At 36.9% G+C, this 26930-nt stretch carries 26 protein-coding genes and 3 pseudogenes; 16 read left to right on the forward strand and 13 right to left on the reverse strand.

Annotation, left to right across the window (positions count from 1 at the left end; genetic code table 11):
- Positions 1-872 (reverse strand): L-serine ammonia-lyase, iron-sulfur-dependent, subunit alpha (gene sdaAA / locus FC37_RS08270; RefSeq protein WP_056945607.1); only part of this gene is annotated, 872 nt, incomplete at its 3' end.
- Between the two features lie 14 nt (positions 873-886).
- Complete coding sequence (locus tag FC37_RS08275) at positions 887-1549, reverse strand: serine dehydratase beta chain (RefSeq protein WP_025006239.1); 663 nt, start codon at positions 1547-1549, stop codon at positions 887-889.
- A gap of 102 nt (positions 1550-1651) precedes the next feature.
- On the opposite strand from FC37_RS08275, the gene FC37_RS08280 reads away from it, so the two are divergent.
- The 3 genes from FC37_RS08280 (at position 1652) to FC37_RS08290 (ending at position 3761) form a co-directional block, all read left to right on the forward strand.
- Complete coding sequence (locus FC37_RS08280; protein WP_025006238.1) at positions 1652-1945, forward strand: hypothetical protein; 294 nt, start codon at positions 1652-1654, stop codon at positions 1943-1945.
- Positions 1946-2091: 146 nt separating this feature from the next.
- On the forward strand, positions 2092-2391 hold the full coding sequence (locus FC37_RS08285; RefSeq protein ID WP_025006237.1) for a hypothetical protein: 300 nt from the start codon (positions 2092-2094) through the stop codon (positions 2389-2391).
- 134 nt (positions 2392-2525) lie between these two features.
- Complete coding sequence (locus FC37_RS08290; RefSeq protein WP_025006236.1) at positions 2526-3761, forward strand: MFS transporter; 1236 nt, start codon at positions 2526-2528, stop codon at positions 3759-3761.
- A 46-nt stretch (positions 3762-3807) separates the two neighbouring features.
- Here FC37_RS08290 and FC37_RS08295 read toward each other — a convergent pair whose 3' ends face one another.
- From FC37_RS08295 to FC37_RS08320, 6 genes are all read right to left on the reverse strand, one after another.
- Positions 3808-4116, reverse strand: a complete 309-nt coding sequence (locus FC37_RS08295) for a hypothetical protein (RefSeq protein WP_056945602.1) — start codon at positions 4114-4116, stop codon at positions 3808-3810.
- 112 nt (positions 4117-4228) lie between these two features.
- Positions 4229-6850: a cation-translocating P-type ATPase gene (locus FC37_RS08300; protein WP_056945603.1), complete on the reverse strand. Its 2622-nt coding sequence runs from the start codon at positions 6848-6850 to the stop codon at positions 4229-4231.
- A gap of 214 nt (positions 6851-7064) precedes the next feature.
- Entirely contained in the window at positions 7065-8021 is a 957-nt protein-coding gene (locus tag FC37_RS08305; RefSeq protein ID WP_025006235.1) for an ABC transporter permease, read from the reverse strand.
- A complete protein-coding gene (locus FC37_RS08310) occupies positions 8018-9175 on the reverse strand; it encodes an ABC transporter permease (protein WP_025006234.1) in 1158 nt (385 codons plus the stop codon). The genes FC37_RS08305 and FC37_RS08310 overlap by 4 nt, the downstream gene beginning before the upstream one ends.
- Positions 9156-10703 carry an ABC transporter ATP-binding protein gene (locus FC37_RS08315; RefSeq protein WP_056945604.1) on the reverse strand — a complete coding sequence of 516 codons (1548 nt, stop codon included), beginning with the start codon at positions 10701-10703 and terminating at the stop codon, positions 9156-9158. Before FC37_RS08315 ends, FC37_RS08310 begins: the two co-directional genes overlap by 20 nt.
- A 66-nt stretch (positions 10704-10769) precedes the next feature.
- Positions 10770-11855: a BMP family lipoprotein gene (locus FC37_RS08320; protein WP_025006233.1), complete on the reverse strand. Its 1086-nt coding sequence runs from the start codon at positions 11853-11855 to the stop codon at positions 10770-10772.
- Between the two features lie 176 nt (positions 11856-12031).
- Here FC37_RS08320 and FC37_RS08325 point away from each other — a divergent pair, with 176 nt between their 5' ends.
- The 4 genes from FC37_RS08325 (at position 12032) to FC37_RS08340 (ending at position 14908) form a co-directional block, all read left to right on the forward strand.
- The gene (locus tag FC37_RS08325) at positions 12032-12535 is read left to right on the forward strand and encodes a nucleoside 2-deoxyribosyltransferase (protein WP_025006232.1); all 504 of its coding nucleotides are present in this window, start codon (positions 12032-12034) and stop codon (positions 12533-12535) included.
- Positions 12536-12719: 184 nt separating this feature from the next.
- Positions 12720-13184 carry an SLAP domain-containing protein gene (locus FC37_RS08330; protein ID WP_056945605.1) on the forward strand — a complete coding sequence of 155 codons (465 nt, stop codon included), beginning with the start codon at positions 12720-12722 and terminating at the stop codon, positions 13182-13184.
- Positions 13185-13242: 58 nt separating this feature from the next.
- Positions 13243-13575 (forward strand): hypothetical protein, encoded by a 333-nt coding sequence (locus FC37_RS08335; protein WP_025006229.1) that lies wholly within the window; start codon positions 13243-13245, stop codon positions 13573-13575.
- Between the two features lie 169 nt (positions 13576-13744).
- Positions 13745-14908, forward strand: coding sequence for a protein NO VEIN domain-containing protein (locus tag FC37_RS08340; protein WP_236697311.1), 1164 nt, complete (start codon positions 13745-13747; stop codon positions 14906-14908).
- A gap of 618 nt (positions 14909-15526) precedes the next feature.
- Here the strand turns inward: FC37_RS08340 and FC37_RS08350 are convergent.
- Positions 15527-15835, reverse strand: coding sequence for a hypothetical protein (locus tag FC37_RS08350; RefSeq protein WP_025006227.1), 309 nt, complete (start codon positions 15833-15835; stop codon positions 15527-15529).
- A 115-nt stretch (positions 15836-15950) separates the two neighbouring features.
- Entirely contained in the window at positions 15951-16163 is a 213-nt protein-coding gene (locus tag FC37_RS08355) for a hypothetical protein (protein ID WP_025006226.1), read from the reverse strand.
- A gap of 175 nt (positions 16164-16338) precedes the next feature.
- Between FC37_RS08355 and FC37_RS10875 the strand changes: the two genes are divergently transcribed.
- Positions 16339-17847 (forward strand): SLAP domain-containing protein, encoded by a 1509-nt coding sequence (locus FC37_RS10875; RefSeq protein WP_156400671.1) that lies wholly within the window; start codon positions 16339-16341, stop codon positions 17845-17847.
- A 323-nt stretch (positions 17848-18170) separates the two neighbouring features.
- The gene (locus tag FC37_RS08370) at positions 18171-19916 is read left to right on the forward strand and encodes an oligopeptide ABC transporter substrate-binding protein (protein WP_025006225.1); all 1746 of its coding nucleotides are present in this window, start codon (positions 18171-18173) and stop codon (positions 19914-19916) included.
- Between the two features lie 108 nt (positions 19917-20024).
- Here FC37_RS08370 and FC37_RS08375 read toward each other — a convergent pair whose 3' ends face one another.
- Complete coding sequence (locus FC37_RS08375; protein WP_025006224.1) at positions 20025-20258, reverse strand: hypothetical protein; 234 nt, start codon at positions 20256-20258, stop codon at positions 20025-20027.
- Between the two features lie 147 nt (positions 20259-20405).
- On the opposite strand from FC37_RS08375, the gene FC37_RS08380 reads away from it, so the two are divergent.
- Genes FC37_RS08380 through FC37_RS08395 form a run of 4 tightly spaced genes read left to right on the forward strand, consistent with a single transcriptional unit; the run spans position 20406 to position 23343 of the window.
- Positions 20406-21065, forward strand: coding sequence for an amino acid ABC transporter permease (locus tag FC37_RS08380; RefSeq protein ID WP_013438315.1), 660 nt, complete (start codon positions 20406-20408; stop codon positions 21063-21065).
- A complete protein-coding gene (locus FC37_RS08385; RefSeq protein ID WP_013438314.1) occupies positions 21046-21720 on the forward strand; it encodes an amino acid ABC transporter permease in 675 nt (224 codons plus the stop codon). The genes FC37_RS08380 and FC37_RS08385 overlap by 20 nt, the downstream gene beginning before the upstream one ends.
- Before the next feature lie 9 nt (positions 21721-21729).
- On the forward strand, positions 21730-22470 hold the full coding sequence (locus FC37_RS08390) for an amino acid ABC transporter ATP-binding protein (RefSeq protein ID WP_013438313.1): 741 nt from the start codon (positions 21730-21732) through the stop codon (positions 22468-22470).
- A gap of 12 nt (positions 22471-22482) precedes the next feature.
- Complete coding sequence (locus FC37_RS08395) at positions 22483-23343, forward strand: transporter substrate-binding domain-containing protein (protein WP_013642223.1); 861 nt, start codon at positions 22483-22485, stop codon at positions 23341-23343.
- A gap of 46 nt (positions 23344-23389) precedes the next feature.
- Here FC37_RS08395 and FC37_RS11005 read toward each other — a convergent pair.
- Together FC37_RS11005 and FC37_RS08400 are read right to left on the reverse strand one after the other, a co-directional pair.
- Positions 23390-23500 (reverse strand): annotated as a pseudogene (locus tag FC37_RS11005) (DNA methyltransferase); the annotation flags it as partial.
- A pseudogene (locus tag FC37_RS08400) lies at positions 23464-24509 on the reverse strand (IS30 family transposase). The pseudogenes FC37_RS08400 and FC37_RS11005, both read right to left, overlap by 37 nt.
- A 182-nt stretch (positions 24510-24691) precedes the next feature.
- Between FC37_RS08400 and FC37_RS08405 the strand changes: the two are divergent.
- The 3 genes and pseudogenes from FC37_RS08405 to FC37_RS08415 all read left to right on the forward strand — a co-directional run bounded on the left by FC37_RS08405 (position 24692) and on the right by FC37_RS08415 (position 26539).
- On the forward strand, positions 24692-25003 hold the full coding sequence (locus FC37_RS08405; protein ID WP_025006223.1) for a sunset domain-containing protein: 312 nt from the start codon (positions 24692-24694) through the stop codon (positions 25001-25003).
- A gap of 20 nt (positions 25004-25023) precedes the next feature.
- Positions 25024-25686 carry a sunset domain-containing protein gene (locus FC37_RS08410; protein WP_236697312.1) on the forward strand — a complete coding sequence of 221 codons (663 nt, stop codon included), beginning with the start codon at positions 25024-25026 and terminating at the stop codon, positions 25684-25686.
- Positions 25686-26539, forward strand: a pseudogene (locus tag FC37_RS08415) (DNA/RNA non-specific endonuclease). Before FC37_RS08410 ends, FC37_RS08415 begins: the two are co-directional and overlap by 1 nt.
- Positions 26540-26930 lie beyond the last annotated feature (391 nt).

Below are 26930 nucleotides of genomic sequence, written 5' to 3' on the forward strand. Positions count from 1 at the left end.
TTGCCAAAAATTTTAGCTTTGATTGCTTGGCCGGTTGGAGTGCCAGCTAAGCCGCCAATTCCGGTTTCGCGGAGGGATGCTGGCATTTGATGACCAATTTTTTTCATGGCGTCGATACATTCGTCGGCCAGAATTACACTGGTGCATCCCGCAAGCGCCATGTCTGCCGAAATTAAAGCATTGCCTGCACCGATTGCATTCCTCTTAACGCAAGGAACTTCAACCAAGCCAGCGATTGGGTCGCAGACTAGACCGAGCAAGTTAGACATTGCAATCGACATTGCTTGTGCGCTCTGCTCAGCACTGCCACTAGCTGCCTCAACTGCAGCAGCGGCGCCCATGGCAGATGCACTACCAACTTCGGCTTGGCAGCCACCGGTTGCGCCGGCAATTTCTGCGTTATTGGCAATAACAAGGCCGAATCCACCAGCAGTAAAAAGAAAGCGAATCATTTGCTCTTCACTAAGATCCATTCTTTTTTCTAATAAAAACAAGACACCAGGCAAGGTACCAGAAGAACCCGCAGTTGGAGTGGCACAAATTACGCCCATTGAAGCATTGACTTCGTTGGTGGCAACCGCATTTTGCACTGAGGCCATGATAGTGTCACCAGATAAAGTATGGTGAGTTTGACGATACTTTTTAATTTTGACAGCTTCACCACCAGTTAAACCTGTTTTAGAAAATACGCCATCACCACTTTTTCCACGCTCCACTGCGGCACGCATTGTAGCCAAATTATGTTTCATTCGGTTCCAGATTATTTGCCGCGGCAGACCAGATAGCTCGCATTCTTGTTCAATAATTAACTCCGAAATAGGTTTATGTTGCTTTTCAGAATCAGCAACAATTTCTTTAATATGGTTATACATAATCTTGTTCCGTTTTAAAGACAAATAATGTTTTCAAACTTTTCTTTTAACTCTTTTACTAAGGCAGGCTTGAGATAGTTGTCGATATCGTATTCGTAGATATTGCAATCTTTGGTGTAAAAAATTCGCTTCTTACTAAAAGGAGCTTTTTCCTGTAATAAGGAAGTCAAATTTTGCTCGTTAAGAATATCTTTTTCATAATCAAGCCAAATAATAATTGGCAACGAACCCGTTGGGGTGATTTCGGTGTCGTGAATTATTAAATGACGAATTTCGATCGATCCACCGCCGATAGAACAGCCCGATATCTGTTCCTTTTTGGTTCCGCTAGACATGTCTAAAATTGCTGTATTGGGATGATCGATTGGACTAGGTCCATCTTCTTCGACAAAGCGAATATCGACGCCACGTTTTTTAGCAATTTCAGGTGCGTTAGGTACACGCAGATCATCTGTGTCAAAGCCTAAAATTCCCGCGGCGATGGCGTAGTCTGTCCCGTGGCCGCGATGAGTTTGGGCGAAAGAGCCATAGTAATGGACTGTTACTTTTCTAGGAACTCCTCCAAAAAGTTTGTTTCCAGCTCGGCCGATTGCAACGGCACCAGCTGTATGTGAACTAGATGGACCTACCATGATGGGCCCGATAATATCAAATACACTTTTGTAACGATTCGTCATTTCTGTATCTCCAAGTAAGTATTCTGCTTTCATTATAGCTAATATTTACTAATCAATGTATTATTTTAATAGGAATTAAAAATTAATTAGGAGACTAGAAAAATGACTAAAGAAAAAGATGAATTGAAGAAAAATTTGGAAAAGGTAGCAGAAGAACAGGGCGGACAACAAGCAGTATCTTATCAAGACTTGTTTAATCCAAGATTCATGCAAAAGAATACGCATTTTACTACGATTGATGTTTTTGTAAGAGAGTTGGGCGCAAGAAGTTTTCCTGAGATTGAACAATTAGGTCAAAAAGTGGTAGATGATTTTGTTAAGAAGGAAACTAATTTTAATAGCTGGGAAGAAATGCAACAGCGTGCAGTTAGCGAATATATGACTAGCTTGTTTTAGTAAAGAATAAATTACTAAACATAGAATAATAGTTTTTATTCTTATTTTGTAAGCGCTGTAACTTAATATGCTATCATAGATATGAAGAGTAATTAAAAAACTATTGATAGTTATGAACTTATATTCATAAGTTCGGAGGAAGTTATATGACAGACAAAGAAATTTTGCAAAAGATTGAACAAGGCGTTAAAAATTCAGGAAATTGGGAAGTATATCATCATTTAACAGATAACCTAGGTTCACCTGCATTAATGCTTCGTAAAACTAATACTAATGCAGATAGATTAGGTGTTAACATTGATGTCTTCAAAGGATATGCTTATTTGTTCTTAGACAACGGAACGCCAGCAGAACCAGGCAAACCATTTTCTGTTCAAACCTTAACTAGCTTGAATGCATTGACAGAATTGCTTGACATAGTAAAGCCTTACATTAAAAGAGATTAAATTCATTAGATCATTAAAATGCCTCACTGTTGTGGGGCATTTTTTCATGACTAATTTTAAATTTTCTTAAAACATTAAGTGATATTTTTCACATATAATAGTAAAAGACAATTTTTTAGAAAGTTGGAAAAGAAGTGACACATAAAAAATCATTTTTTCCTTGGTGGATATTTATCGTTTGTTGTTTTATCTCAATGATTGGATTTGGCTTGTTGGTTAATACAATTGGATTATTCTTCGGGCCAATCAGTCAAGAGTTTAATGTAGGACGTGCTAATGTTGCACTAATGACGACATTTCAGAATGCGGCTGCCGCAATTGCCTTGCTTTTTGCTGGTAAAATCATGGAAAAGGTAAATTTACGCTGGCTTTTAACCGCTTGCTTTGTCTTAATTGCCGTTAGCATGCTTAGCTTAACTTTTGCCAATTCATTAGTTCATTTTTATCTTGCATGGACAATCATTGGGATTTGTCAGCCGATCGCAATTACTTTGTCAATTCCTGTTTTGCTTAGCAAGTGGTTTAACCAAAAGCTCGGCACAGTGATGGGAATCTCGCTCGGACTTTCTGCTTTAGGTGGAACGATTTTTAATCCGATTATTGCCGAAGTAATTAAGCAATTTGGTTGGCGTGGCGGCTTTGTTGGTGAAGCTCTATTGATTGGACTGATTTTAGTTCCTTTAGCTATTTCAATTAAGCCTGAACCAACGATGCAATATCCTGCATATGGCAAAGCAATGCAATCAAGCAAAAAGGTGGCTTTAACAGGTTTAAGCCTGAAGCAAGCTTTGAAGATGCCAGTATTTTACGCTGTAGCTTTCGCCATGCTTGCACTGCAATTTGTTTCCGGTTCTGTCCAACATATTTCAGGACATATTACTAATATCGGAATTTCACCAATCACTGCCGCAACTGTTGTATCAGGAGTAATGATTGGTGCCGCAATTGGTAAGATTTCTATCGGTTATTTCCTTGATAAGTTTAATGCCAAGTTAGTTTTAGCCGTTTATTCTTTATTCGGTGTAATCGGTTGGGGCGGCCAGGCAATGCTTAGAGAAAGCAATTTATTGATTTTAGCTGCCGTAATTCTCGGTCTTGGTCAGGGAGTTTGTTTAGTTGCATTGCCATATTTAATTCGTCAAATTTTTGGTGAAAAAGACTATAGTAACATTCTTTCGGTCGTCAATATGATTGGTGCATTTGCCATGTCAGCTTCGGTTTACTTGATCGGTTTATTCTTCGATCAAACTGGATCTTACAACTTAGGATGGATGATTAATGTTTCAGCATTTGCACTTAGCTTCATTGTGATCATGATTACACTAGGTAAAAAAGAAAGTGTAAATTCTGATTTAGAAATAGTTGAGTAAAAAAGGAAGATATGAAGTACAATTTGTACTAATATCTCCCTTTTTATTAGGCTTGATGCCAGAGAATCAAACATGAAAAAATAGTACTAGTATTATTATTGTTAAAAGTTCCATTGATGTTTGTATTCTCATTATCATTATATGAAGCTGTATTGGTAATATTGTTTAAAATTGTTCCAGTTCTATTACCATTTAAATTTAAATTAATATTTCCACTATTAGAATATGGTGAAGTAGAGAATTGAATATTATCTATAATCCCTGATGATTTATTAATTTCATTTATATGGTTATTTAAAATATTTGAAAATTCTTCAAAATTAGCGCTATAAAAGGTATAAGTTTGATATTTCATAACATACTCCTTAGAAATATATTAAAAGATTAATAGAATTATACCACGCCTAAGGTTAGCAAAAAAGCTTCGTCTCATGAAGAAACGAAGCTTTTTTGCTTGTCTAAAATTATTATTTATTTTCATTAACTATTTTAACGATTTGAATCAACACAGTTGGCATTACTGCAAGACCAATAATCCAAAAAAGTTGATTGCCAGTTAAAGGAGTTACGGCAAACAAACCGTGCAATGCTGGTACAAACAAGATTAATGCTAAAAGCAATGTACCTACAGCAAATGCAGCTAAGCTGTACCAGTTGTTCTTAAAGCCAATCTTGAAAATGCTGTGTTGTGAACGACAGTTGAAACCGTGAAGCAATCTAGCAAATGTCAAAGTAGAGAAGGCCATCGTACATGCAACAGCTGGACTAGTTTGACGACCAATCATGAAGGCGGTAATTACGCCGACTGCAATGATCAAGCCTTGAAGTCCTACCTTGGTAACTAATGATTTATCCAAAATACCAACCTTAGGATCACGTGGCTTTCTGTCCAATACATCTGGAGCACCTGGTTCCACACCGATTGCTAAAGCTGGAAGAGAGTCAGTAACTAAGTTAATGAACAGTAATTGTACAGCGATAAATGGTACTGAAAAACCACCAATTGAAGCAAATAATACCGTAATAATAGCTGACAAGTTACCTGAAAGCAGGTACATAATAGCATTTTTAATGTTTTCAAAAACAGTTCTACCATTAGCAACAGCCTTGATGATGGTTGCGAAATTATCATCAGCCAAGATCATGCTGGCAGCGTCCTTAGATACTTCCGTGCCAGTGATTCCCATGGCAACACCAATGTCGGCTTTCTTTAAAGCAGGGGCATCGTTAACACCGTCACCAGTCATAGAAACGATATGATCCTTCTTTTGCCATGCGTTAACAATTCTGATCTTGTTTTCAGGAGATACACGAGCATAAACAGAAATCTTCTCAATCTTTTGTTCAAGCTCTTCATCGCTCATCTTATCAAGTTCAAGACCAGTAACAGCTAAGTCACCATCGTTGAAGATACCAATCTTTTTAGCAATAGCAACTGCAGTAACCTTGTGGTCACCGGTGATCATTACAGTACGGATACCAGCTTTTTTAGCTCTGGCAACAGCTGCAATACTTTCTTCACGAGGTGGGTCAATTTCAGAAACCAAGCCAATGAAGGTAAAGCCATTTTCTGTTTCAGGTGTTAAGTCCTCATCGCTTTCTTTATAAGCGAAAGTTAACACACGCAAACCATTTTCGGAGAAGTGTTGGTTTTGAGCTAAGATTTGCTTCTTATCTTCTTTCGTGATTGGACGAACTTCGTCATCTAATCTAATGTTAACGCAGCGATCAAGCAAGACATCGATGGCACCCTTAACAAAGATAGTAGGAACTGTATGAATCAAGTGCTTAGTACTCATCAATTTTCTATCAGAGTCAAAAGGTACTTCTTGCTTACGAGTTAAAAGCCCTCTTAAATCTTCTTCAGTTAAGCCTAAGCCTTTATCACCTAAGTCGATACCAGGTACTTGGCGGTACATTTCTAATAATGCGTATTCCGTTGGGTCACCGATACCCTTGCCATCAACTAAGCTAGAATCGTTGTTTAATACTGCATCATATAGTAAGTAACGATGTAATTGATTATCTAGGTCAAGTTGATTTGGCTTAAGAGTTTTACCACCGATATAAATATCTTGGACAGTCATCTTATTTTGGGTTAAAGTACCGGTCTTATCAGAACAAATAACTGATACTGAACCAAGCGATTCAACGGCAGCCAAGTTTTTAATAATGGCATTTTCTTTAGCCATTTTTTGTGTACCCATGGCTTGAACGATGGTTACGATTGAACTTAAAGCTTCAGGAATTGCAGCTACGGCCAATGCTACTGCGAAGAGCAAAGCATCCATAATTGGTTGACCACGCCATATTTGCAAACCAAGCACAATAGCACAGATAATTAAAATTGCTGTGGCAAGTTTTGACGAGAACTTATCAAGTGAGATTTGCAATGGGGTACGACGTTCCTTGGTTTCGTTCATTAAGGAAGCAATCTTACCGATCTCTGTGTTCATCCCTGTGGCCGTAACTACTACATTAGCACGACCATAAGTTACAAGAGAACTAGAGTAGACCATGTTGATACGATCACCAAGTGGCATTTCATGATCAAATTCTACATCCGCTTTATCAATGTTAGTTGATTCACCAGTTAAAGAACTTTCATTAACTTGCAGTGAGAAGTTCTCCAAGATACGTCCATCGGCAGTTACCATGTCACCAGCTTCAAGTAACATAATATCGCCGGGAACAACATCTTTTGAATCAATTTCAATCTTTTTGCCATCACGCAAAACTTTAGCACTAGGTGAAGACAGTGATTTTAATGATTCAAGTGACTTCTCAGCTTTGATGTGCTGCACAGTACCTAAAATTGCGTTCAGGACTAAGACCGCGATAATTACTAAAGTACTTTCACGTTCACCAGTAAAGGCAGAAATCACGGCAGCGATAATTAAGATAATTACCATCAAGTCTTTAAATTGTTCTAAAAAGACCTGCAATGTCGTTTTCTTTTTGCCTTCAATCAAGGTGTTCTTGCCATACTTAGTTAGGTTAGCCTTAGCCTGCTGAGATGATAAACCACCGCTACCTGTCTTTAATTCTTCTAAGACTTTAGCTTTGGTCTGTAAATAATATTGTTTCAATATAAGACCCTCCAATAAACTTCAGTAAGTCCCAAACAAAAAAGAGACTACTGCATAAACTTAAGAGCGTTTATGTAATAGTCTCACCATTTAAACTCACAGCGGAAATTTCTTTCGTGACTTGACGCCATGAGTACAATTATTTGTCGGTTACTCCCTATATGTATATTAAATTTATATCATACATGTATCTTTTTTTCAACTGCTTGGTAAATTATTTTGATTTGATGTAATTTACGCCAGCAGCTGCAGGAGCAACAGATTTTCCAAGGAAGACGACTAGGACAACGATTGTGATGACATATGGAGCGATTTGCATATAAACCGTTGGGATTTTTTCAAAGCCTGGAAGTTGATTACCGATGATGCTTAGACTTTGAGCAAAACCAAAGAAAAGGGATGAAAGCATTGCGCCAATTGGATTCCATTTACCAAAAATTACAGCAGCTAAAGCCATAAAACCTTGACCAACGATAGTTGAGATAGAGAAGTTACCGGAGATTGATTGAGCAAAGACTGCGCCGCCCAAACCGGCCATAAAGCCTGAAGTAAGGACTCCGATGTAGCGCATTTTATAAACATTTACGCCAAGGGTATCAGCGGCTTGCGGATTTTCACCAGTTGACCGAAGACGCAGACCAATTCTAGTTTTGTAAAGAATCCACCAGAGCAAGACCGTGATGATAATTGCAAGCCATGCAGGAGCAGAAGTATTAGTAAAAAAGACTTTACCAATGACAGGAATGTCAGCTAATCCCGGAATATTGGTGTAACCAAAGTTGGCAGTAATGTTAGGAGTTTGACCTTTCTCATAGATAGCTTTTATTAAAAATACACCTAAAGGCGGAGCTAATAAATTTAATACCGTACCACTGATGATGTGGTCAGCATGAAGGTTAATAGTAGCGAATGCGTGTAATAGAGAAAAAATTAAGCCGAAGATTGCACCAACTAGTGCGCCTAGCCATGGAGTAGCGGCGCCAAAATCTTGGGCAAAAGTAAGGTTGAAGATAATGGAGGTAAAAGCACCAATGGTCATGATACCTTCAAGACCAATATTGACAATACCCGAATTTTCACTGTATACGCCGCCTAGGGATGCAAGAATTAATGGAGCAGAATACACCAAGGTTGAGGAAACGATTAATGCTAGAAGAGATGTGAGATTCATAGTACTGGTCCTTCTTTTTGTAATTTGATATTTGGTCCATCGACACCGTTGTTCGGACCAATTTCTGTACCTTTCTTTAAAGGATGCTTATAGCTAGCTGTTTTGTTTACTGCAAAGAGCAATTCAAAGACATATTTGATAGCAATGAAGAAAATGATAGCGGCAATTACAATTGAAACAATTTCGTAAGGTACGCCGGCTACCGTTTGCATACCAAGACCACCAATTTTAAGGATAGAAAACAGGAGAGAAGCAATTAAAATCCCAATTGCTGTACTATTTCCTAATAAAGCTACTGAAAGTCCATCCCAACCGATGTTAATACTGCTAGTTTGAGTAAAGTAGTTTTGGTAAGTTCCTAAACCTTGCACTACACCGCCGATTCCTGCAAAACCACCAGAAAGAAGCATGGAAAGGATGATGTTCTTTTTAGCAGAAATTCCAGCGTAACGGCTGGCAAATGGATTAAGACCTACAGCTTTGATTTCAAAGCCGACAGTTGTTTTCTTCATGAGGAACCAATAAATTAAGATGGCACCAATTCCCAAGAAAATACCGGCGTTGATACGAGAATCACCGAAAAGATGGCTCAGCCAATCTAAGTGTAAGCTGCCATTGGCGGGAATGTCTTTAGTAGTGTCCGCACCATTGCGCAGACTTTCTGGCATAACTTGCTGCATTAAATATTGGCAAAGGTAAAGCACGATATAGTTGAGCATGATGGTTGTAATTACTTCATTAGTGCCAAAATATGCTCGTAAAAATCCTGCTATCCCAGCTACAATTGCTCCGGCTAGAGCACCTGCTAAGATTGCCAATGGCAACAAGATGTATTTAGGTAAAGTTGGATTGGCTAAAACGATCCAAACAGAGGTAAGCCAACCGGCTTGAGCTTGTCCTGGCAATCCAATGTTAAAAAATCCTGCTTTTGATGCAATGGCAAAGCCAACTGCAGTAAAAATCAACGGGGTGGCTTCACGGATGGTTTCGCCTAAGCCATTCATGTTGCCAAGAGCACTAGCAAACATGGAAGAATAAGCGGTGATTGGATTGTAGCTCCAAATGAGCATGATAATTGCTCCGATTAAAAATCCGGCAATTACCGAAATAATAGGTACTAAATAACGTTTTGTTTTAGCTGAAACTTTGATCAAGGTCTTGTCCTTCTTTCTGTATACCGGTCATTAATAAACCTAATTCGGTTTCATTAGTTTGGTCTGGCTTGACTACGCCAGATTTTTGACCATCATGCAGTACTAAAATGCGGTCAGATAACTGCATGATTTCGTTTAGTTCGTATGAGACAAGGAGGATCGCCTTACCTCTGTCACGTTCTTTTAGCAATTGTTTATGAATATATTCAATAGCCCCAACGTCTAGTCCGCGAGTTGGTTGAAAGGCAATGATCAAATCACTGCCTCGTTCAAGTTCGCGGGCAATAATGACTTTCTGCTGATTACCACCTGAGAGTTCTCCCGTAGGTAAATCGCTGCTGGCGGTTCTGATATCAAACTTTTTAACTGCCGCTTTAGCATGCTTCTTGATTGCATCGAAGTTGATAATTCCGTGATGAGAAAAAGGTTGCTGGTAGTAGCTTTGCAAAATAAGGTTATCTGCTACCGACATCTGCAGAATTAAGCCATATTTTTGTCGATCGGCAGGGATGCTGGCTACTCCTTGCTCCGTGATCTTTCTCGTAGGCTTGTTGGTCATATCTTGACCATTGATGATGACGGATCCCTGATCAACGTGACGTAAACCGGTAATTGCTTCAACTAGTTCATCTTGACCGTTGCCGTCAATTCCGGCAATGCCTAGAATTTCGCCGGCGCGAAGTGAGAGTGAGAGTCCTTTAATGGCTAAATTGCCACGATTTTCTTTGACTTGCAGGTCTTTAACCTCAAGAATATTTTGCCCAAAATTTTCGGCTCTTTTGGTCAATTTCATTTCTACCGCATGCCCAACCATTAATTCTGCCATGCGCTTGTTGCTAATGTCTTTGACTTGATAAGTACCAACATCCTGACCAGTACGGATGATCGTAACTTCATCTGCGACCGCCTTAATTTCTTCTAATTTATGAGTAATTAAAATAATGGATTTACCTTCATGAGCTAATCCTTTAAGAATGTTCATAAATTCTTTAATTTCTTGTGGGGTTAAAACAGCGGTAGGTTCATCAAAGATAAGGATATTTGCGCCGCGGTAGAGGATCTTAAGGATTTCAACCCTTTGTTGCTGTGCGACTGTGATATCGGCAACTTTTTTATCGGGATCAATGGCTAGATGATAACGTTCAGATAAAGCTAAAACTTTTTCTTTTGCTTTTTTAATATCTAAGACAGGTCCTTTAGTAGTCTCATGACCCAAAATAATGTTTTCTAAAACTGTGAAAGAATTAGCTAGCATGAAGTGTTGATGCACCATCCCGATACCTAGTTTTTTGGCAGCCGTGGGACTAGCGATATTAGTTTTTTCACCGTTAACAAATATTTCGCCAGAAGTGGGTTCAAGTAAACCTGAGAGAATACTCATTAAAGTTGATTTTCCTGCACCATTTTCGCCGAGTAGTGCTAGGATTTCGCCTTTATGCAATTTGAGATTGATATCGTTATTAGCTTTAAAACCATTAAAGTCTTTAACGATATGTTTCATTTCAATAACTGTATTTTTATTTTCCATAGCTTGATATTTCCTATAAAAAAACTCTCCATCAAGACGAAGAGTTTTTGACTGTTAAATTAGAAATTATTTACTTGGTTTAGTAGCAACGTTAATCTTACCGTCAATGATTTGCGTACGTGCCTTTTGAACTGCTTGCCAAGCCTTGTCGCTAAGTTGTCCCTTAGTAATTGAAACGCCATTGCCCTTCAAGCCGTAGACAAGGTGCTTGCCACCTGGGAACTTGTTGTTGTATGCATCGTTAGCAATACTCTTAGTAGCCACGTTTAAGCCTTTTAAGACAGAAGTTAAAGTAAAGTTAGCTTTCTTACCGTTCTTAGCAGTGTAGTTACCTAATCCGGATTGATCAACATCAACCCCAATTACCCAAACTTTCTTGTCGGCTGGTAATGTTTGGTTGTAATCCTTAGCTTCTTGGAAGACACCGTTACCAGCATTACCGGCTGCTTGGTAAATAATGTCGGCCTTGTTAGCGTACATTGATTGAGCAATTGATTTCGCTTTATCAGTAGCAGTGAAGTTACCGATGTATTGAGTTTGAACGGTGATCTTCTTATGAAGCGCCTTAGCACCATCGGCTACACCTTGCTTAAAGCCAGCTTCAAATAAATCAATGATAGCTGATTTAGCACCGCCGATAAAGCCAACTTTATTGGTCTTAGTTGTGTAAGCTGCAGCTAAACCGCCGAGATAGGAAGCTTCATTACTCTTGAAGGTGACAGAAGCAACATTCTTTTGACCATTAACTACACTGTCGACGATTACGAAGTTCTTCTTAGGATTCTTCTTGGCAGCCTGACTAACTGCTTGTTGTAATTCGAAACCGACACCGAAGATGGTTTGATAACCAGCCTTAGAAGCTTGGTCGAAGTTGGGAACGAAATCGGAAGGACCACTTGATTGGAAGTATTGATAACCGCCCTTGCCTTGCTTTAAGCCATGTTCTTTACCGTAAGCTTTAAATCCAGCCCACGCAGCTTGGTTAAAGGAATGGTCGTCAACACCGTTTTGGTCGGTGATTAAGGCAATACCGTGTTTGGTATCCTTGTTAGTTGAAGCACCTTGCTTCTTGCCCGAACAAGCGGTTAAGGCTAAACCTGCCGCAAATACAATCGCACCAACTGATAAAATCTTTTTGAACTTTGAGTTCATTTCTACCTCCAGAATTGATATTATTTTGAGAATGATTTTATTAAAATAATAAATTAATGTACGTGTTATGTCAATATGGAATTTAAAATAAGCAAATTATGTCTATATATAGTGTGAAAAACGAATAATGTGTGATATACTGCTTTTAAAATTAATATTCTGAGAGGAAAAACTAAATGCAAAAGAAAATCGCAACCGGTAAGATCTATTTAGGTGGATCATTCAATCGAGAGATAGATCATGAACGAGTGGAAAGGGCAAAAGAAATATTGGCTGAGAATCCAACCATTGCCAAAGTACATTTTCCATTCGATTATGATTTTGTTGATCCGGAAGAGAAGAATCCAGAAATTGGTGGCCAAAGAAGCATGACCTGGCGAGTGGGTACTTTTCAAAATGATCTTAATGGGATCAACAGTGCTACTTGTGGCGTGTTTTTGTATGATATGGATGTTTTAGATGATGGTTGTGCGTTTGAAATTGGCTTCATGCGTGCAAATCATAAGCCAGTAGTGTTGGTGCCATTTACTGAACATCCAGAGAGACCGAAGAAGATGAACCTGATGATTGCGCAAGGCGTTACTGCGATTATTGATGGTAATACGGAGTTGGAAAAACTAGCTGAGTATGATTTCAATTGGATGCCTTATATTCCTGTGACAGGTTATGGCATTTATTAGAGAAAGTAAAAAGCATCCCGATGGGGATGCTTTTTTTATTAGATAAAAATTAAATTCATGATTTGCTCCTGCAATATTGCAGATATGCCTGTTTTTGAGTCTTGAGATATTAAAATATAAAAGAGAAAATCTTTTAGTAATAAGGAGTTAGAAAATGGATTAAAAAAAGACTTTGTTTACTAGCATGGCTACAATTACCTTGCTATCAGTTGGTACAACTGCAATTGCTGCTAATAGCAATGCAGAGGTGGTTGAAGCAAAAACTGTTTCTAGAAAGTTGAAACGTAATGCTGCTATTTACACTAGCCATGGTAAACGCACTCATAAGAAGTATTTGAAGAAGGGCATGAAAATCAAGATTTACGGTTATAAGACCATCAGGGGTAAGAAATATGCGCGTATTGGCAAGAACAAGTACGTTTTAGTTTCTAACTTGGCTTCGGCAAAGAAAAAAGCCGTGAAAAAAACTGATCAAAGTACTTCTACCAATTCTTCAGATACTACTGATGCCGATATTACACCAGTAGATAAAGCTAAGCTTGCTGTATACAAGGGCTGGTTGAAGAATAGAAAGAGTGGTAACTTGGTTGCTATTCGTGATACCAAAGCATATGACGATGATGGAGATTCTAAAGTTCTTAAGGGCTAAGCTATCAAAATTCCAAGTGAAGATGATGAAATAGATGTTTCTGTTCATGGTGGTAATAATGGCCCTGAAATTGAATTCGGTGGTAACGAAGGTAGTACCAAATTCAATTGACTTAGACTTTAAGACTTATGATGGCACTTATAAAGATAAGTTAGCAAATATCAAGAAATACACTAATTCTAAGGGAAAGATTTCATTAGTCCCAACAGTTAATGTGGTTTCCATTCCTGATCTTGATTATCCTAGAATGATTTTGAAGGCAGGTAAAGAAGTAACTCTTAATTATCCAGATTTGATGATCAATGGTGAATATGTAGTTGAAGTTGAAGGTAATAACGGCCATGTATTCCAAGTTCCATATAACCAAAGTACTGGTTGGAAGAGACCTTAATTTGAACTAGATATGAAAAAGCTCCGTGTAAAGCGGAGCTTTTTTATGGTATAAACTTAACTTTCTTATACTTGTCTTACATTAAGGAGTTAGAATAAAATAATTCTATTATTACATTCAGTATTAAAACTGAATACTCTTGATAAGATGCAACGCGAAGGTAAATGTTATGCGAAGCCTAACACAATTTGACTATATGCTAGATTCCTATGATTCTCAGGATCAAATTTTAGAAGATTTAAGAAGCAATTTTATTAATACTTTTCCAGTAGACTACATCAGAAGCAAGATGACTGTAGCTGAATATATTGAAGGAAAAGGTAACAAAGATAGTTTTTGTAATCGTCTTGAAAGAGAACTTAGTGGATTAGGAAGCATTAAAGGCGCAACGGCTTCAAAATTTGGTATTTATTATAGTCAGAAATATCAAAAATACTTAATTAATAAAGTATGGCAGACCCCTAAAGATAATCCAAATTTAAAATTGTCCTTTAAAAAATTAAGAGAATCAATTGCAGATTTGATTGAAGCTGGGAATTCAAATAATCAGAAAGTAATTGAAACTCATCCTCTTGCACCTATGGTTAAAATGAAAATTCTGTCGATATATTATCCAGAAAAGTACTTAAATATTTTTTCTAAAAGAATGTTGGATTATTTTGTATTTCAATTCTATGGGAATTCAGTTTCAAGAAATATCTCACTTTTTGAAAAACAACGACTCCTTTTAAAATTGAAGTATGAAGATAATGCTACTAAAAATTGGAATAATATCAAATTTGGTAATTACTTTTATCACCTTTTTCCAGCTGCATATAAATTAGGTGAAGAAAATCAGTTTAATGGTAGCAAGAACAATAAAGCAGTCAAACTTGAACAAATAGTACCATTGCCTCCTAGAGAAGATAGTCCAGAGTTTCCAGTTGCTTTTAATAAAACAGCTGTAAAATATAAAGCTAAAAATCCACAATCTCAAAAGAGATTCATTTCTAAAGTAGACTATGTAACCAAACAGAAAGCTAACCTAGATGTAGGAGAATTGGGTGATAAAGAAGTATTTGAATACGAAAAGAAAAGGCTAGCAGAATTTGGCAATCTTCAAAGGCAGATTCAATGGCAATCAAAGAAATCTGATGCTATTGGGTATGATATTCTTTCTTTTGAAAAAGATGGTACTCCGAGACAAATTGAAGTTAAAAGTACCACTGATAAAGTAAGTAATAAATTTAGTTTTATTATGACTGAAAATGAAAGACAACATGCATTATCTCTTTCTAATTATTGGATTTATCGAGTATTTGATGTAAAAAAGCAACCTATATTTACAAGATAAAAAATCCTTTGAAGGATAACTTGGCCGAGATAATTCCTGTAAAGTATCAGGTTAATGTGAAAATAAAAAAATAAAAATAGCATTCCCATTTTAGTTAATGGAGATGCTATTTGTTTAACGACGTTGTAAAGTCATTGTCCATGTATCAACACGAAATTTTAATTTAGATCCACTACGATAGACATTACTTTCTTCACCACCTGGACAACAGAACCAAAGATTTTTTCCACCTCGCCAAGCTAAATAGTAATGTGTAGATGGTTTCATTCTCATGTTCAAAGCATTAGAACCATGATAAGTAGTCATTGGATGCTTTGACAGATATTCACCACAAATAGTATGTTTAGTGATATTTATCCATTGCCATTTGTGTTTTTTATTCTGCCAATGTCCACGATAACGTGCAGGTATGGTATAACGATGAAGCCGAGTTGCTTCAACCTTTTTATTATTAAGACCGTTGTTGAATATAGTGATAAAACTAATAGCTGCGAGTATGCTTAAAACTACAGTAATAATTTTTCTCTTTATTTTTACGTCCTCCTAAAATGACTATGTATTAGTATATAGTCTATTTTGTGAGTACAGAAAGAGTATATGTGAAATTACTTTAAAGTCTCATTTTTTATCTGTGAAATTAATCACCTTAGAAGGATCAATTTTAGTTCTACTCTTATCCTTTTCCGCTATTTCAGAATCAATTTTAGGAAAGAGAGCATTCCAGAAATCCGTAACAGCATCATTTTCATATTTTTCTTTGGGATCTTCTTTCGTATGACCGTTCTCATCAATGGCTTGTGGACCTTTGTACTTATCTTGTTCAGCCTTAGCCAACATTGCCGTTGCAAAACTATTAACTTTAATCTGTTTTCGCGGTTTATTCTTTGGTCGTTTATTTTTATCAGGTAAGTCTGTTACTTTTTTCATGAGTTCTCCTTAAATTATAATATAATCTTGAATCATTTGATGAAAGGTATCAACCTGTCATTTTAGTAAAAATATGTATAATAAGAGGCACTGCATTTAAGTGGTGCCTTTTTGCTTAAGCAAATAGTCTAAGATTTACATCGTGAGCATATTCTTTTAGTTCCCACAAGCTGTATTTTTTCCCGAAGATGGTGTGTTTGTCGGGAACCAAACGATAGGAGTTCTTCAATCTCTTCATAAACTTGTTAGTGAATAATTTTTTCTTTTGCCCATAAAGCGTATGTTGATGCAGCCATTGTTCTGCTTGATTTCTTGATAGATATTTCATGAAATCATCCTTTCTGTTATTCAGAGTGCGAGTGCTTTGGCTGTACCTCTATACATCACTATTGTAGTTCTTTAGGTATTGAATGTATAAAAATTTATAGAGGGCATAAAGATAGACTATCTTCATAAGAAAAACTAAAATAAGAATTAAAGGTATATATTTACGAGGTAAAATTATGAAACTCAATAAAAAAATCATCTTAGTTTCAGCTGCAGCTTTAATGGCATTGAGTCCGGCTATCGCTTTGACTCAAAACAATGAGCCGGTTTTTGCAGCTAGTAAGAAAGCTACCAAAAAAACAATTAAAACTAGTGCAAATGGTATTACGCTTTATAACAAAAAAGGTAATTTTTATACTGGCAAGAAAAAAGTTAAGAGTAATAGCACAATTAAGACCTATGGCAATCCAGTTTGGATTACTAGTCGCATTTCACTTCTGTCAAGCGATAGTTTTCCAATAATCAGAATTAATAATGGTCAAAATTACGTGTGGCTTGGTGACAATGGTTATATTAAGTCTAATTGCTTAGGCAGTATTAGCAACAAGGGTGTAATTAATATTGCTCGTAAAGGTTACGTTTATGACAAAAACGGCAAGCGTTTGAAATCATATCGTGGTGGCAAGGCAACTGTAACTCGTAATCAAAAGATTAAATATGCTGGCAAATTGACAGAAACTTCACGTGAACTTTACTATTACGTTGGCAGCGGTGCTTATGTTAAGGCAAAGGATGTAAGCCAAGTTGCCGGTAAAAATGTAATGTTCTTGAAAACCAACACTTATGTCTACAACAAGAAGGGTCAACGTATCAAGAAACAAGGTACTTTAAGAAAAGGTACTTTAGTGACATACAGTGGTAGTGTCAAAGCAGCTAGTTCATCAGATGATTTCTTCTTTTACCCAAGTGAATCTTCTAATAAAGATCCACAAGCTTTGAAACAATACAAGATTAAAGGGAAAGTTTACTACGCTTTAGGTGGCGGTCGCTACGTTAAGGCACTGAATGTAAGTAAAATCAATGGTCAATATGTCTTCACGAAGCAACCAACTTATGTAATCCCCCGTGCTGATATGTATGTTTTGAACAAAGATTTAAAGGAAACTTCTAAAGTTGTTCGTGCTGGTAGCAAAGTTAAGATTGATCAGGTTTTGATCGATACTGACTACACTGACCCACAATTGTACGTTAGAATAGCTGGCACCAAGGATCAATTCTTGTACTGGACTGATGCAGGTGATTATCCAGATGAAGATGAGGGTAATTTTAGCTTTAGATTCTTCATGGATGATAATCATAATTTTGCGGAATCAACTCAATCGTTGGTTACTTTTAAACCAGGCCTAGAAAAGACTACACCACTTTACAATGATCAAGGTCAGCTAGTTGATTTAGGTGGCAAATATTTGGAAAAGGCAGCTCGTGGCAACTTTTTGCCTGAGAACAACTATCAGGTTGATTATGCTCGTTACATTTGGGTACCTAGTGAAAAGAAAGCAGAACTTTTCTATCACTTAATTGGTACTACTTTTTCAATGCGTGATCCACATAGTAAATATGAATACACTTGGGTTAAGCAAAATGTTGGTAGTGTCTATGTAAAGGCTAGTGATGTTACTTTCAAAGGTTTGAAAGTTAAGACTCAAAATACTGCAGAAGAGGCTACCAAGTTAGCTGAAAAGTAGAAAAATATTGAAGTGCTGTCATTTGACGGTGCTTTTTATGTAAATAAGAAATTCTAAAATATTTATTGACAATAGCTAAAAGAAAGATTAATATAACATTAAATTAATTTAAGAAAGGAGTCACATATCATGTTAGAATCACAAAGCGCATTAACAGTAGAATTACGACGCCGCCACCAAAATGATGGTTTATTTGTGATCCTAAATTATGGTGTGCGGCGATCCTAATCTCAGATAATTGATTTACTAATTATTCTATGAAGGTTCACATTCCTTAATTGGGATGTGGGCCTTTTTTTATTTTTTAGAAAAGAGAAACGACTATGAAAGCTATTAAATTTATCAGTACTACCGGTTTACTTATTGGTGCAGCTTTAAGTTTAACTGCATGTGGTCAGAATAATAAGAATGCAGCCAAGACTGCGAATAAGTTTCCTGAACAAACCCCACAAAAAACAGCAAAACAGGGCGGGACTTTAACCTATGCTATTGAAACTGATACTCCTTTTAAAGGGATTTTTGATAGTCAGTTATCAGTTGATCAAGTGGATTCAGACGTAATGCAATTTGGTAATGAGGCTTTGTTCGATACTGATAATCAATATAAGATTACTAATAAAGGCCCAGCTACTTTTAAATTAGACAAGAAAGCCAAGACAGTAACCATTACTGTTAAGAAAGGAGTTAAGTGGTCTGATGGCAAGCAAGTGGTTGCTAAGGATTTGGAATATCCATATGAAATGACTGCCAATAAAGCTACCAACAGTCTACGGTACTCAGATTCTCTAGCTAATATCGTGGGAATGAAAGCCTATCACAATGGCAAAGCGAAAACTATTTCAGGCATAACTTATCCTGATGGTGAAAATGGCAGAACTATTGTCATTCATTTTTTAGCAATGAAGCCAGGGATGTTGCAATCTGGTAATGACTATTTTATTGAAACGGCAGCTCCATATCATCATTTAAAGGATGTACCTTTCAGTAAATTAGTTTCATCAGATCAAATCAGAAAAGATCCATTATTCTTTGGACCATATAAAGTTAGCAAAGTTGTCAGAGGTCAGTCAGTAACTTGGGTTCCCAATAAATATTATTGGAGGGGTAAACCAAAGTTGAATAAGATTGTGGCGCAAGTTGTTTCGACTAAATCAGCCAGTCAAGCGATTAAGAGTCACAAGTTTGATATTGCAGATGTAGTTAACTCTGATTGGCAAGCCGTTAAGAACGCTAAGAATACTAACTTTATTGCTAAGATTCCTCTTGCATATAGTTACTTAGGCTTCAAAGTCGGGAAGTGGGAGAATGGCAAGAATGTCATGGATAAGAATGCCAAGATGAACAATAAATCTTTGCGTCAGGCAATTGCCTATGCCATGAATATTAATCAAGTTGAAAAGAGATACACGCAAGGTTTGACTTTCAGAGTGCCAACTTTGATTCCTGCTCAATTTGGCGATTACTTCGATAAGAATGCTAAAGGTTTTCCATACAATTTAAAGAAAGCCAACCAATTATTGGATAAAGCTGGCTACAAGAAGAAAGGCAAATGGAGGGTTCAACCTAATGGCAAGCCTTTGAGTATTCACTTGGCCGCAATGACAGGTTCCGCAGTGCAAGAGCCGATTATTCAGAATTATATTCAACAGTGGCATAAAATCGGCTTGCATGTCAGCTTAACTGGTGGCAGATTAATTGAGTTCAATTCCTTCTACGACAAACTGGACCACGATGATAAAAATGTCGATATGTTTATGGCAGCTTGGTCATTGTCATCAGAGCCTTCACCAAGAGGGATGTACAGCGAAACTAACCCAATGAATGACTCTAGATTCGTTACCAAGGAAAACAATAAATTGCTTGATGAAATTGATTCTACTAAGGCATTCAATCACAAGTACCGGGTAGCAGCTTTTCATAAATGGCAACAATATATGAACGATGAAGCTTATATTGTACCAATGACTAACTCTTATGCGATTCAAGCTGTTAATAATAAGATCGTGAACTACTCGTTAAAACCAGCAGCTGCAAATAATGTTTGGTACAAGGTAGGCTTTAGTAAGTAGTTAATTTCTTAACGTTAAAGATGGTGTTCGTTTGAATTATGAGACTGGTAATAGTCGAATAGAATAAAAAGAAAATGATTCAATACCACTCAAGGTACTGAATCATTTTTAATTTGCAATCAAAATTTTCCAAAGTGAACTGCTAGTGTACCAGTTCTGGGGCTGAATAGCCGCTAAGCTAGCTACAATGATGAAGATGCCACCAATGGTAATAGATAAGGCAAAGATGTAATTAACCATGGTGAACTGCGAACTTTCATTAATAGATTGGCGCAAAATATGGATAGCAAGTGCAACTAAAATCATCCCTATTGAGATACCGATTTGGTAAAAGACATACATCAACTTTTCCCCAGTCTTTTTAAATCTGTTAAATATTATATGATTTTTTGAATAATAAACAAAAATTAAAGTTAAATTTGACTTATATTAATAAGTCTATTATTATTCACACTAAAGTATTATGTTTCATGAATGAGAGGTATATAAATGGACTGGACCATTATACAGCAGGCATTGCCAGCATATGGGCATGGCTTCGTTCTTACTGTTTGGCTCTCATTGGTTGGGATTATTGGCTCAATCATTGTTGGAGTCATTGCAAGTTTGCTGCAATACTTTAAGACCCCGATCTTAAGTCAGATTGCAACAGCTTATGTCGAATTGGCACGCAATACACCACTTTTAATTCAACTTTTCTTTTTGTATTATGCATTTCCAGTAATTGGTTGGCGAATGTCATCAATTACTGCCGGAATTATCGGTTTGATTTTCCTTGGGGGAGGCTACATGGCTGAAGGGTTCACCGGTGGCTTCCAAGGGGTAACGGATAGTCAAATCAATTCTGGCGAAGCTTTAGGAATGAATCGCTTTCAATTAGCAAGATACGTTGTGTTCCCGCAAGGATTTGCCTTAAGTATGCCAGCTTTGGCAGCTAATGTGATTTTTCTTATTAAGGAAACATCTATCTTTACAGTGATTGCGATTCCAGAATTGACTAATACCGCATTGGACCTAATAGGAATGTATTACCGGTCTAACGAATATCTTTTAATGTTGGTTATCGGCTATGCGATTATTATGATTCCAGTAATTTTGCTTTTAAACTGGCTAGAAAGGAAAGTTCGTTATGGCGCATTCGGGGATTAATGTCTTATTTAGCGGCAGCAACTTTGATCGGCTATTAGTTGGTTTATGGACCTCTATTTGGATTGCTGCTTTGTCAATTATCATTGGATTGCTTATCGGAACTATATTCGGTGTTCTTCGGACAATGCCGAATAAAATAATTCGTTGCATTTTAAGAGTCTACATGGAGATCTTTAGGATTTTACCTAGTGTAGTTCTACTTTATTTGGTTTATTATATTTTGCCTCGTAGCTTGCATATTAATTGGCCGGGTACTTGGATGGCAGTCTTAGCTTTTTCGCTTTGGGTAGCAGCAGAGTTCAGCGATATTGTTCGTGGGGCTTTGCAATCCGTGCCATTAGCTCAAAAGGAAAGTGGCTTGGCATTGGGTTTGAGTAAGATGCAGCTTTTCTTGTATGTTTTGTTGCCTCAAGCATTCAAATTAGAGTTACCAGCTACGATCAACTTAGCAACAAGAGTAATTAAAACAACTTCTATTTTAATGTTGATCAGTGTAATGGATGTTATCAATGTGGGACAACAAATTATTGAAGCAAATAATCAAAAATTCCCAACAGGTGTTTTCTGGGTTTATGGTTTGATTTTCTTCTTTTACTTTATCCTGGATTATCCTTTATCAGTATGGGCAAAGAGTTTAATGGCAAAGCAAAAATAGGTGAGAAAAATGACTGAAGAAATTTTAAAAGTGGAACATCTAAACAAGTTTTATGGTGACTGGCAAGCACTTCACGATATTAGCTTTAATTTGAAAAAGGGTGAAGTTTTGGCGATTCTGGGTCCCTCAGGTTCAGGTAAATCAACACTCTTAAGAACACTGAATGGTTTAGAAAATTATAAAAATGGTGAGATTGTCTTTCATGGTAAAAAGGTCCAGCCCTCTCCAAAAGAATGGCAAGCTATTCGACAAAAGATTGGCATGGTTTTTCAATCATATGATCTTTTTCCAAACCTAACAGTAATGCAAAATATTCTTTTGGCACCTACAAAGGTCCAAAAACGGGATCGAGCAGAAGTAGAACAAGAAGCACATCATTTGTTAAAACGGGTAAATATGGATCAATATGCTGACACGTATCCTCGAGAATTATCTGGTGGTCAACAACAAAGAGTGGCAATTGTCCGTACTTTAGCTATGAAGCCTGAAGTTATTCTACTTGATGAAATTACTGCATCTCTTGACCCTGAAATGGTTCGTGGTATTGAAGATATTGTTAAAAAACTTTCAGAAAATGATCATATGACAATGATTTTAGTTACTCACCAAATGAACTTTGCTAAACGTGTCGCTGATCAAGTCCTCTTTTTGGAAAAAGGCAGGATTATTGAAAAAACTCCTTGTGAACAGTTCTTTACTGAACCACAATCTGAAAGAGCTCAGCAATTCCTCACTGATATGGACTTCTAGGGGGATGAAACTATGAGTGGACGAAAGATATTCAACACTATTATTAGTGTAATTGCCGCTGTCGTAGTGTTAGCTTCAGCTTATATGGGTTTAACTAAACCATATCTAGCTCGTTCTGCTGGTGGTAGCGGTTGGAGTAACAATAATAGTGTGACCCAAATTAAGCGTCGAGGTTATATTCGAATTGGTGTTTATGGCGACTTACCACCATATGGTTGGGTTAACTCTCAAGGTAAACGGGTTGGTTTTGATTTGCGACTTGCACGAGAATTAGCTAAAGAATTGGGTGTGAAACCACGATTTACCCAACTTAACGGAAATAACCGGGTTGACGCATTGAATTCTAATAAAGTAGATATGGTCTTAGCCAACTTTACCAAGACTCCAGAAAGAGCAGAAGTAGTAGATTTTGCCCATCCTTACATGAAAGTATCAACTGGTGTCGTTTCACCTAAGAGTCACCCGATTACCAGTGAAAAGCAATTGCGAGGGAAACAATTGATTCTTTTGAAAGGATCAACGGGTGAAAACTACTTTGCTAACCGTCCTGGAATAAAGCTTTTACGTTTTGATTCAGAAACCCAGCAATTTAATGCAATGAAAAATAAGCGAGGAGCTGCATTAGCTGATGATAACTCCTACTTATATGCCTGGATTAAAAAGAATCCGCAATATGTAGTAGGAATTAGATCAATTGGTCCTCACCAATTTATTGCACCTGCTGTTAAGAAGGGTAACAAATCTTTATTGAAGTGGACTAATAAACAAATCAATCGTTTGACTGCCGAAGGTTTCTTCAAGAAAGATTACCAAATTGAACTTAAACCATACTTTGGTAAAGGAATTGTGCCTAGCGATATTTTATTAAAGTAAATCAAAAATGAAAAGAGAAGTAATTCAAACTTGGAATTACTTCTCTTTATTCTATGCCAAAGTATTTTTTAGCTGCGTCGTTCATCTTATTTGGTGACCAAACAGGGTACCAGACAAATTCTACGTCAACATTTTTAACTTCCTCGACTTGTCCAACTTCTTTTCAAAGATTTCATCTGGGGTATGATATGCTAAGATCTTTCTCGGCAGTGAATTGCACCAGGTTTCAATATTAATGATGTCTTGAAGAGAATAGTTATTGATGTAATCACCTTTAGGTATGAATCTACGAATAAGGCCGTTATGTCTTTCAACAGTGCCTTTATCGCAAGAAGTATATGGATGAGCATAGTAAACAAGCGTTTTAGAGACTTGCTCTAAATTAGCTAAATCCGCGAACTCCGAGCCATTATCAGTAGTGATTGTCTTGAAGATGTTGTTCCAGTGCTCGCTGTATTGTTTTTGAAGCGTTCTAAAAGCATGCATGACACTGGTAGCGGTCTTATCGGGAATCCGCAAGATTAAAAACTCGCGACTCATTCGCTCAGACAAAGTCAGCAGTACTTGATCATCTCTAGTCTTATGTCCTAAAACCAGGTCGCATTCTCAATGGCCGAACTCTTTTCGATCGTTGATCTCTTGTGGACGTTCTTCAATGCTTCAGCCAGGCTTTCTCTTATTTTTGCGGATGCGATGAATTTTAGTGTTGCGTTTTAACTTTTCGGGCAAATCACAGTTTCTGCTATCCATTAATCCTTGATCGACATAGTTATACAGGGTTCTAGTACAAACCGTTTGATTACTAGAAAATTCTCCTATAGCCAAACTGCGATTGGCACATACATCAAGCGACCAGTCGTCTTCAGAGAAATGCTTGTTAACATATTCGATAAAATCAGATTTCTTCAAGAGGTCTGATTTGCGGCCACAATGGTATCGATTAGCCTGATAAACGCTTTGACCGTGATCAGCCTTGTACCGCCTCTGTTTGCCATGATAAAGAGAAACAGTACCGCGTTTGACTTCATATCTGATGGTAGACGGGGAACAACCAAGTTCACGTGCAATAAGCCGTCTTTGATACGAGTTTGGATAATAACCCGCTCTTCGAATGATAAGTGTTTGCCTTTAATGCGCTGATTCATAGTAGAATATAAAGAGTCCATTTGTGACCTCCAATAGAAGTTTTTGTGGTTATTAACATTCTATCAAACAGGCCCAGATGGGCTTTTATTTTTTTACAAAGTGTTCAATTTAATTTTACAGTCGGCCTTTTTTTAAAATTCATTATTAGGTATAAACCAATAATATAAGTTTATCTTTATAACTTGAAAGTGAGGGTATTTTTATGAAAAAGGGTAAGAAATTAGTATTGTTGCTAACAACGATCTTGATGCTGTTAGGTGAAGTAGGAATTAGTTCTAGCGTAAGTAATCCAACTACCTCAGTTGTGGCAGCGACTCGTAAGCCTAAACGTTCTACTAAAAAATATAGTAAAGCTAAAATTTGGACAGGCGATTACAAGATCGTTGGTAATAAAAAAAGCAAAATCTTTCATGTAATTTATGGTCATAGTTATCGCATGAACCATGAAAATGCTGTCTTTTTTAAGAGTAAGGCTGCTGCACGTGCTGCCGGTTATCGTGAATCAAAGAGATAAAATATGGATACGTTAAAAAAGTGGGAAAGGTAATACTTTGGATATTATTCTGGTATTATCTAATTCCATATTATTTGTTAAAGAAATATGCTTTTAAACAAGTTAAGCATAGAGTATTTTGGTCTATTCTAAGTTCATTAGTTGTGGTCTTTGTATTGTTCTGCTGGTGGGGAAGTACCCTGCCAGATGATGACTCTACACAGGCGGAGACGACTAAGCCTAAAATACATTATGTTGTTAAAAAAGTTGGACGAAAAGAATTAGCACAAGCTAAAGCAAAAGAAAAAGTCCTAAATAAGGAAGAGAAAAAAGAAGAAGTAGACTATGAAAAGTTATCAGCTGCACTAGCTGTTGCCAAAGCTAAGGATAAAAAAGCCAAAGCTGCAAAAATCAAAGCTGAAAAGAAGGCCAATGAGGAAGCAGCGCAACAAAATAATGCTGCTTCTAAATCCCACTCTTCTATTCAGACTAATACTAGCCGTTCTCATCATACTACTGGTGCAGCAGCTGGTAATCATGGTGATATGAATACTGCTCAAACTGGTAAGATTGTTGGTAATCATAATTCCAAAATTTATCATGTCCCAGGTCAAGCCGGTTACCGCATGAATTCCGCCAATACCGTTTACTTTAATTCAGAAGCTGAAGCAAAAGCAGCGGGTTATAGAAAGTCGTTAAGATAATGAATAAACATAAAGCAATAACTTTGTTTTCAAGTTTTTTGTTGCTTTTTACTTTATCAGGTTGTTCTAATACTCAAAGAGCCAAGGAACTGTTTTAGCTAAAACTCCTAAAACGGTGATTAGATATAATCGAACAGCTCAACAAAAAGCTAAGAAAATCGAAGCTAAAAATCATAAGACTGAAAAGAAAATACAGGTACTCGATAAAAAGATCGCTAAATTAAGAAAAGAACTTAAGAAATATTCTGACGCACATGCAGTTGAATCGGTTAGTGCAGCTAAGCTCGCTAATTTAACCTATAAAGGGCAAGATATTATTACAGTCAATAATAATGATCCCAATTTTTCTCAAAGTGATTTAAATACAGCTAATGGTGCTTGGCAACGTTATGGTAATTTAGATGGTTTAAATCGAGTAACTGCAGCTAACGCATTACTTAATAAATCATTGATGCCTACTGGTCCATGTGAGCCTTTGCATGTAGATCCGACAGGATGGCATAATAAGAGAATTGCTAGTGGATGGTTGTATAATCGCTGTCACTTGATTGGCTACCAATTGACTGGTCAAAATAATAATTTAAAGAATTTGATGACTGGAGCAAGACAGCTTAATGATCCGGATATGCTTCGTTATGAAGATGAAGTTGCAGATTATCTTAAGGAATCAAACAGTAATTATGTGCGTTATAGAGTGACTCCCGTCTTTCGTGGTAATGAACTTCTGGCACGTGGGGTTGAAATGGAAGGACAGTCGGTCAAATCTAATTCAGTTCATTTCAACGTTTATATCTTTAATGTCCAAGAAGGAGTTAGTTTGAATTACGCCACAGGTACAAGTAAAGTAGAATAAATCAAAAAATGACTCAATACCTTGATTGGTATTGGGCCATTTTTACTATCCGGCAATTAACATTTTCCAAAGTAAGCTACTAGTATACCAATTGTGTGGTTGAATTGCGGCTAAGCTAGCAACGATGATGCATATTCCAGCTGTTGAAATAGTGATTGAAAATATGCAGTTGACTAAATTCGATGGATAGCCACTTTTATGCGCTTGACGAAAAATATTGATAGCAAGCGCCACAAACACTAAACCGACAAATATTCCAATTTGATAATATATGTACAAATTAAATTTCTCCCGTTAGTAAGATTTCATTCTGGGAATATTATAATACTTGATCTTAGAATAGAAAATTACAAATTAAATAGGGATGCATTTTTGCATCCCTATTTAATTT

It is taken from the genome of Lactobacillus gallinarum DSM 10532 = JCM 2011, from assembly GCF_001434975.1.
Classification (GTDB): Bacteria; Bacillota; Bacilli; order Lactobacillales; family Lactobacillaceae; genus Lactobacillus; species Lactobacillus gallinarum.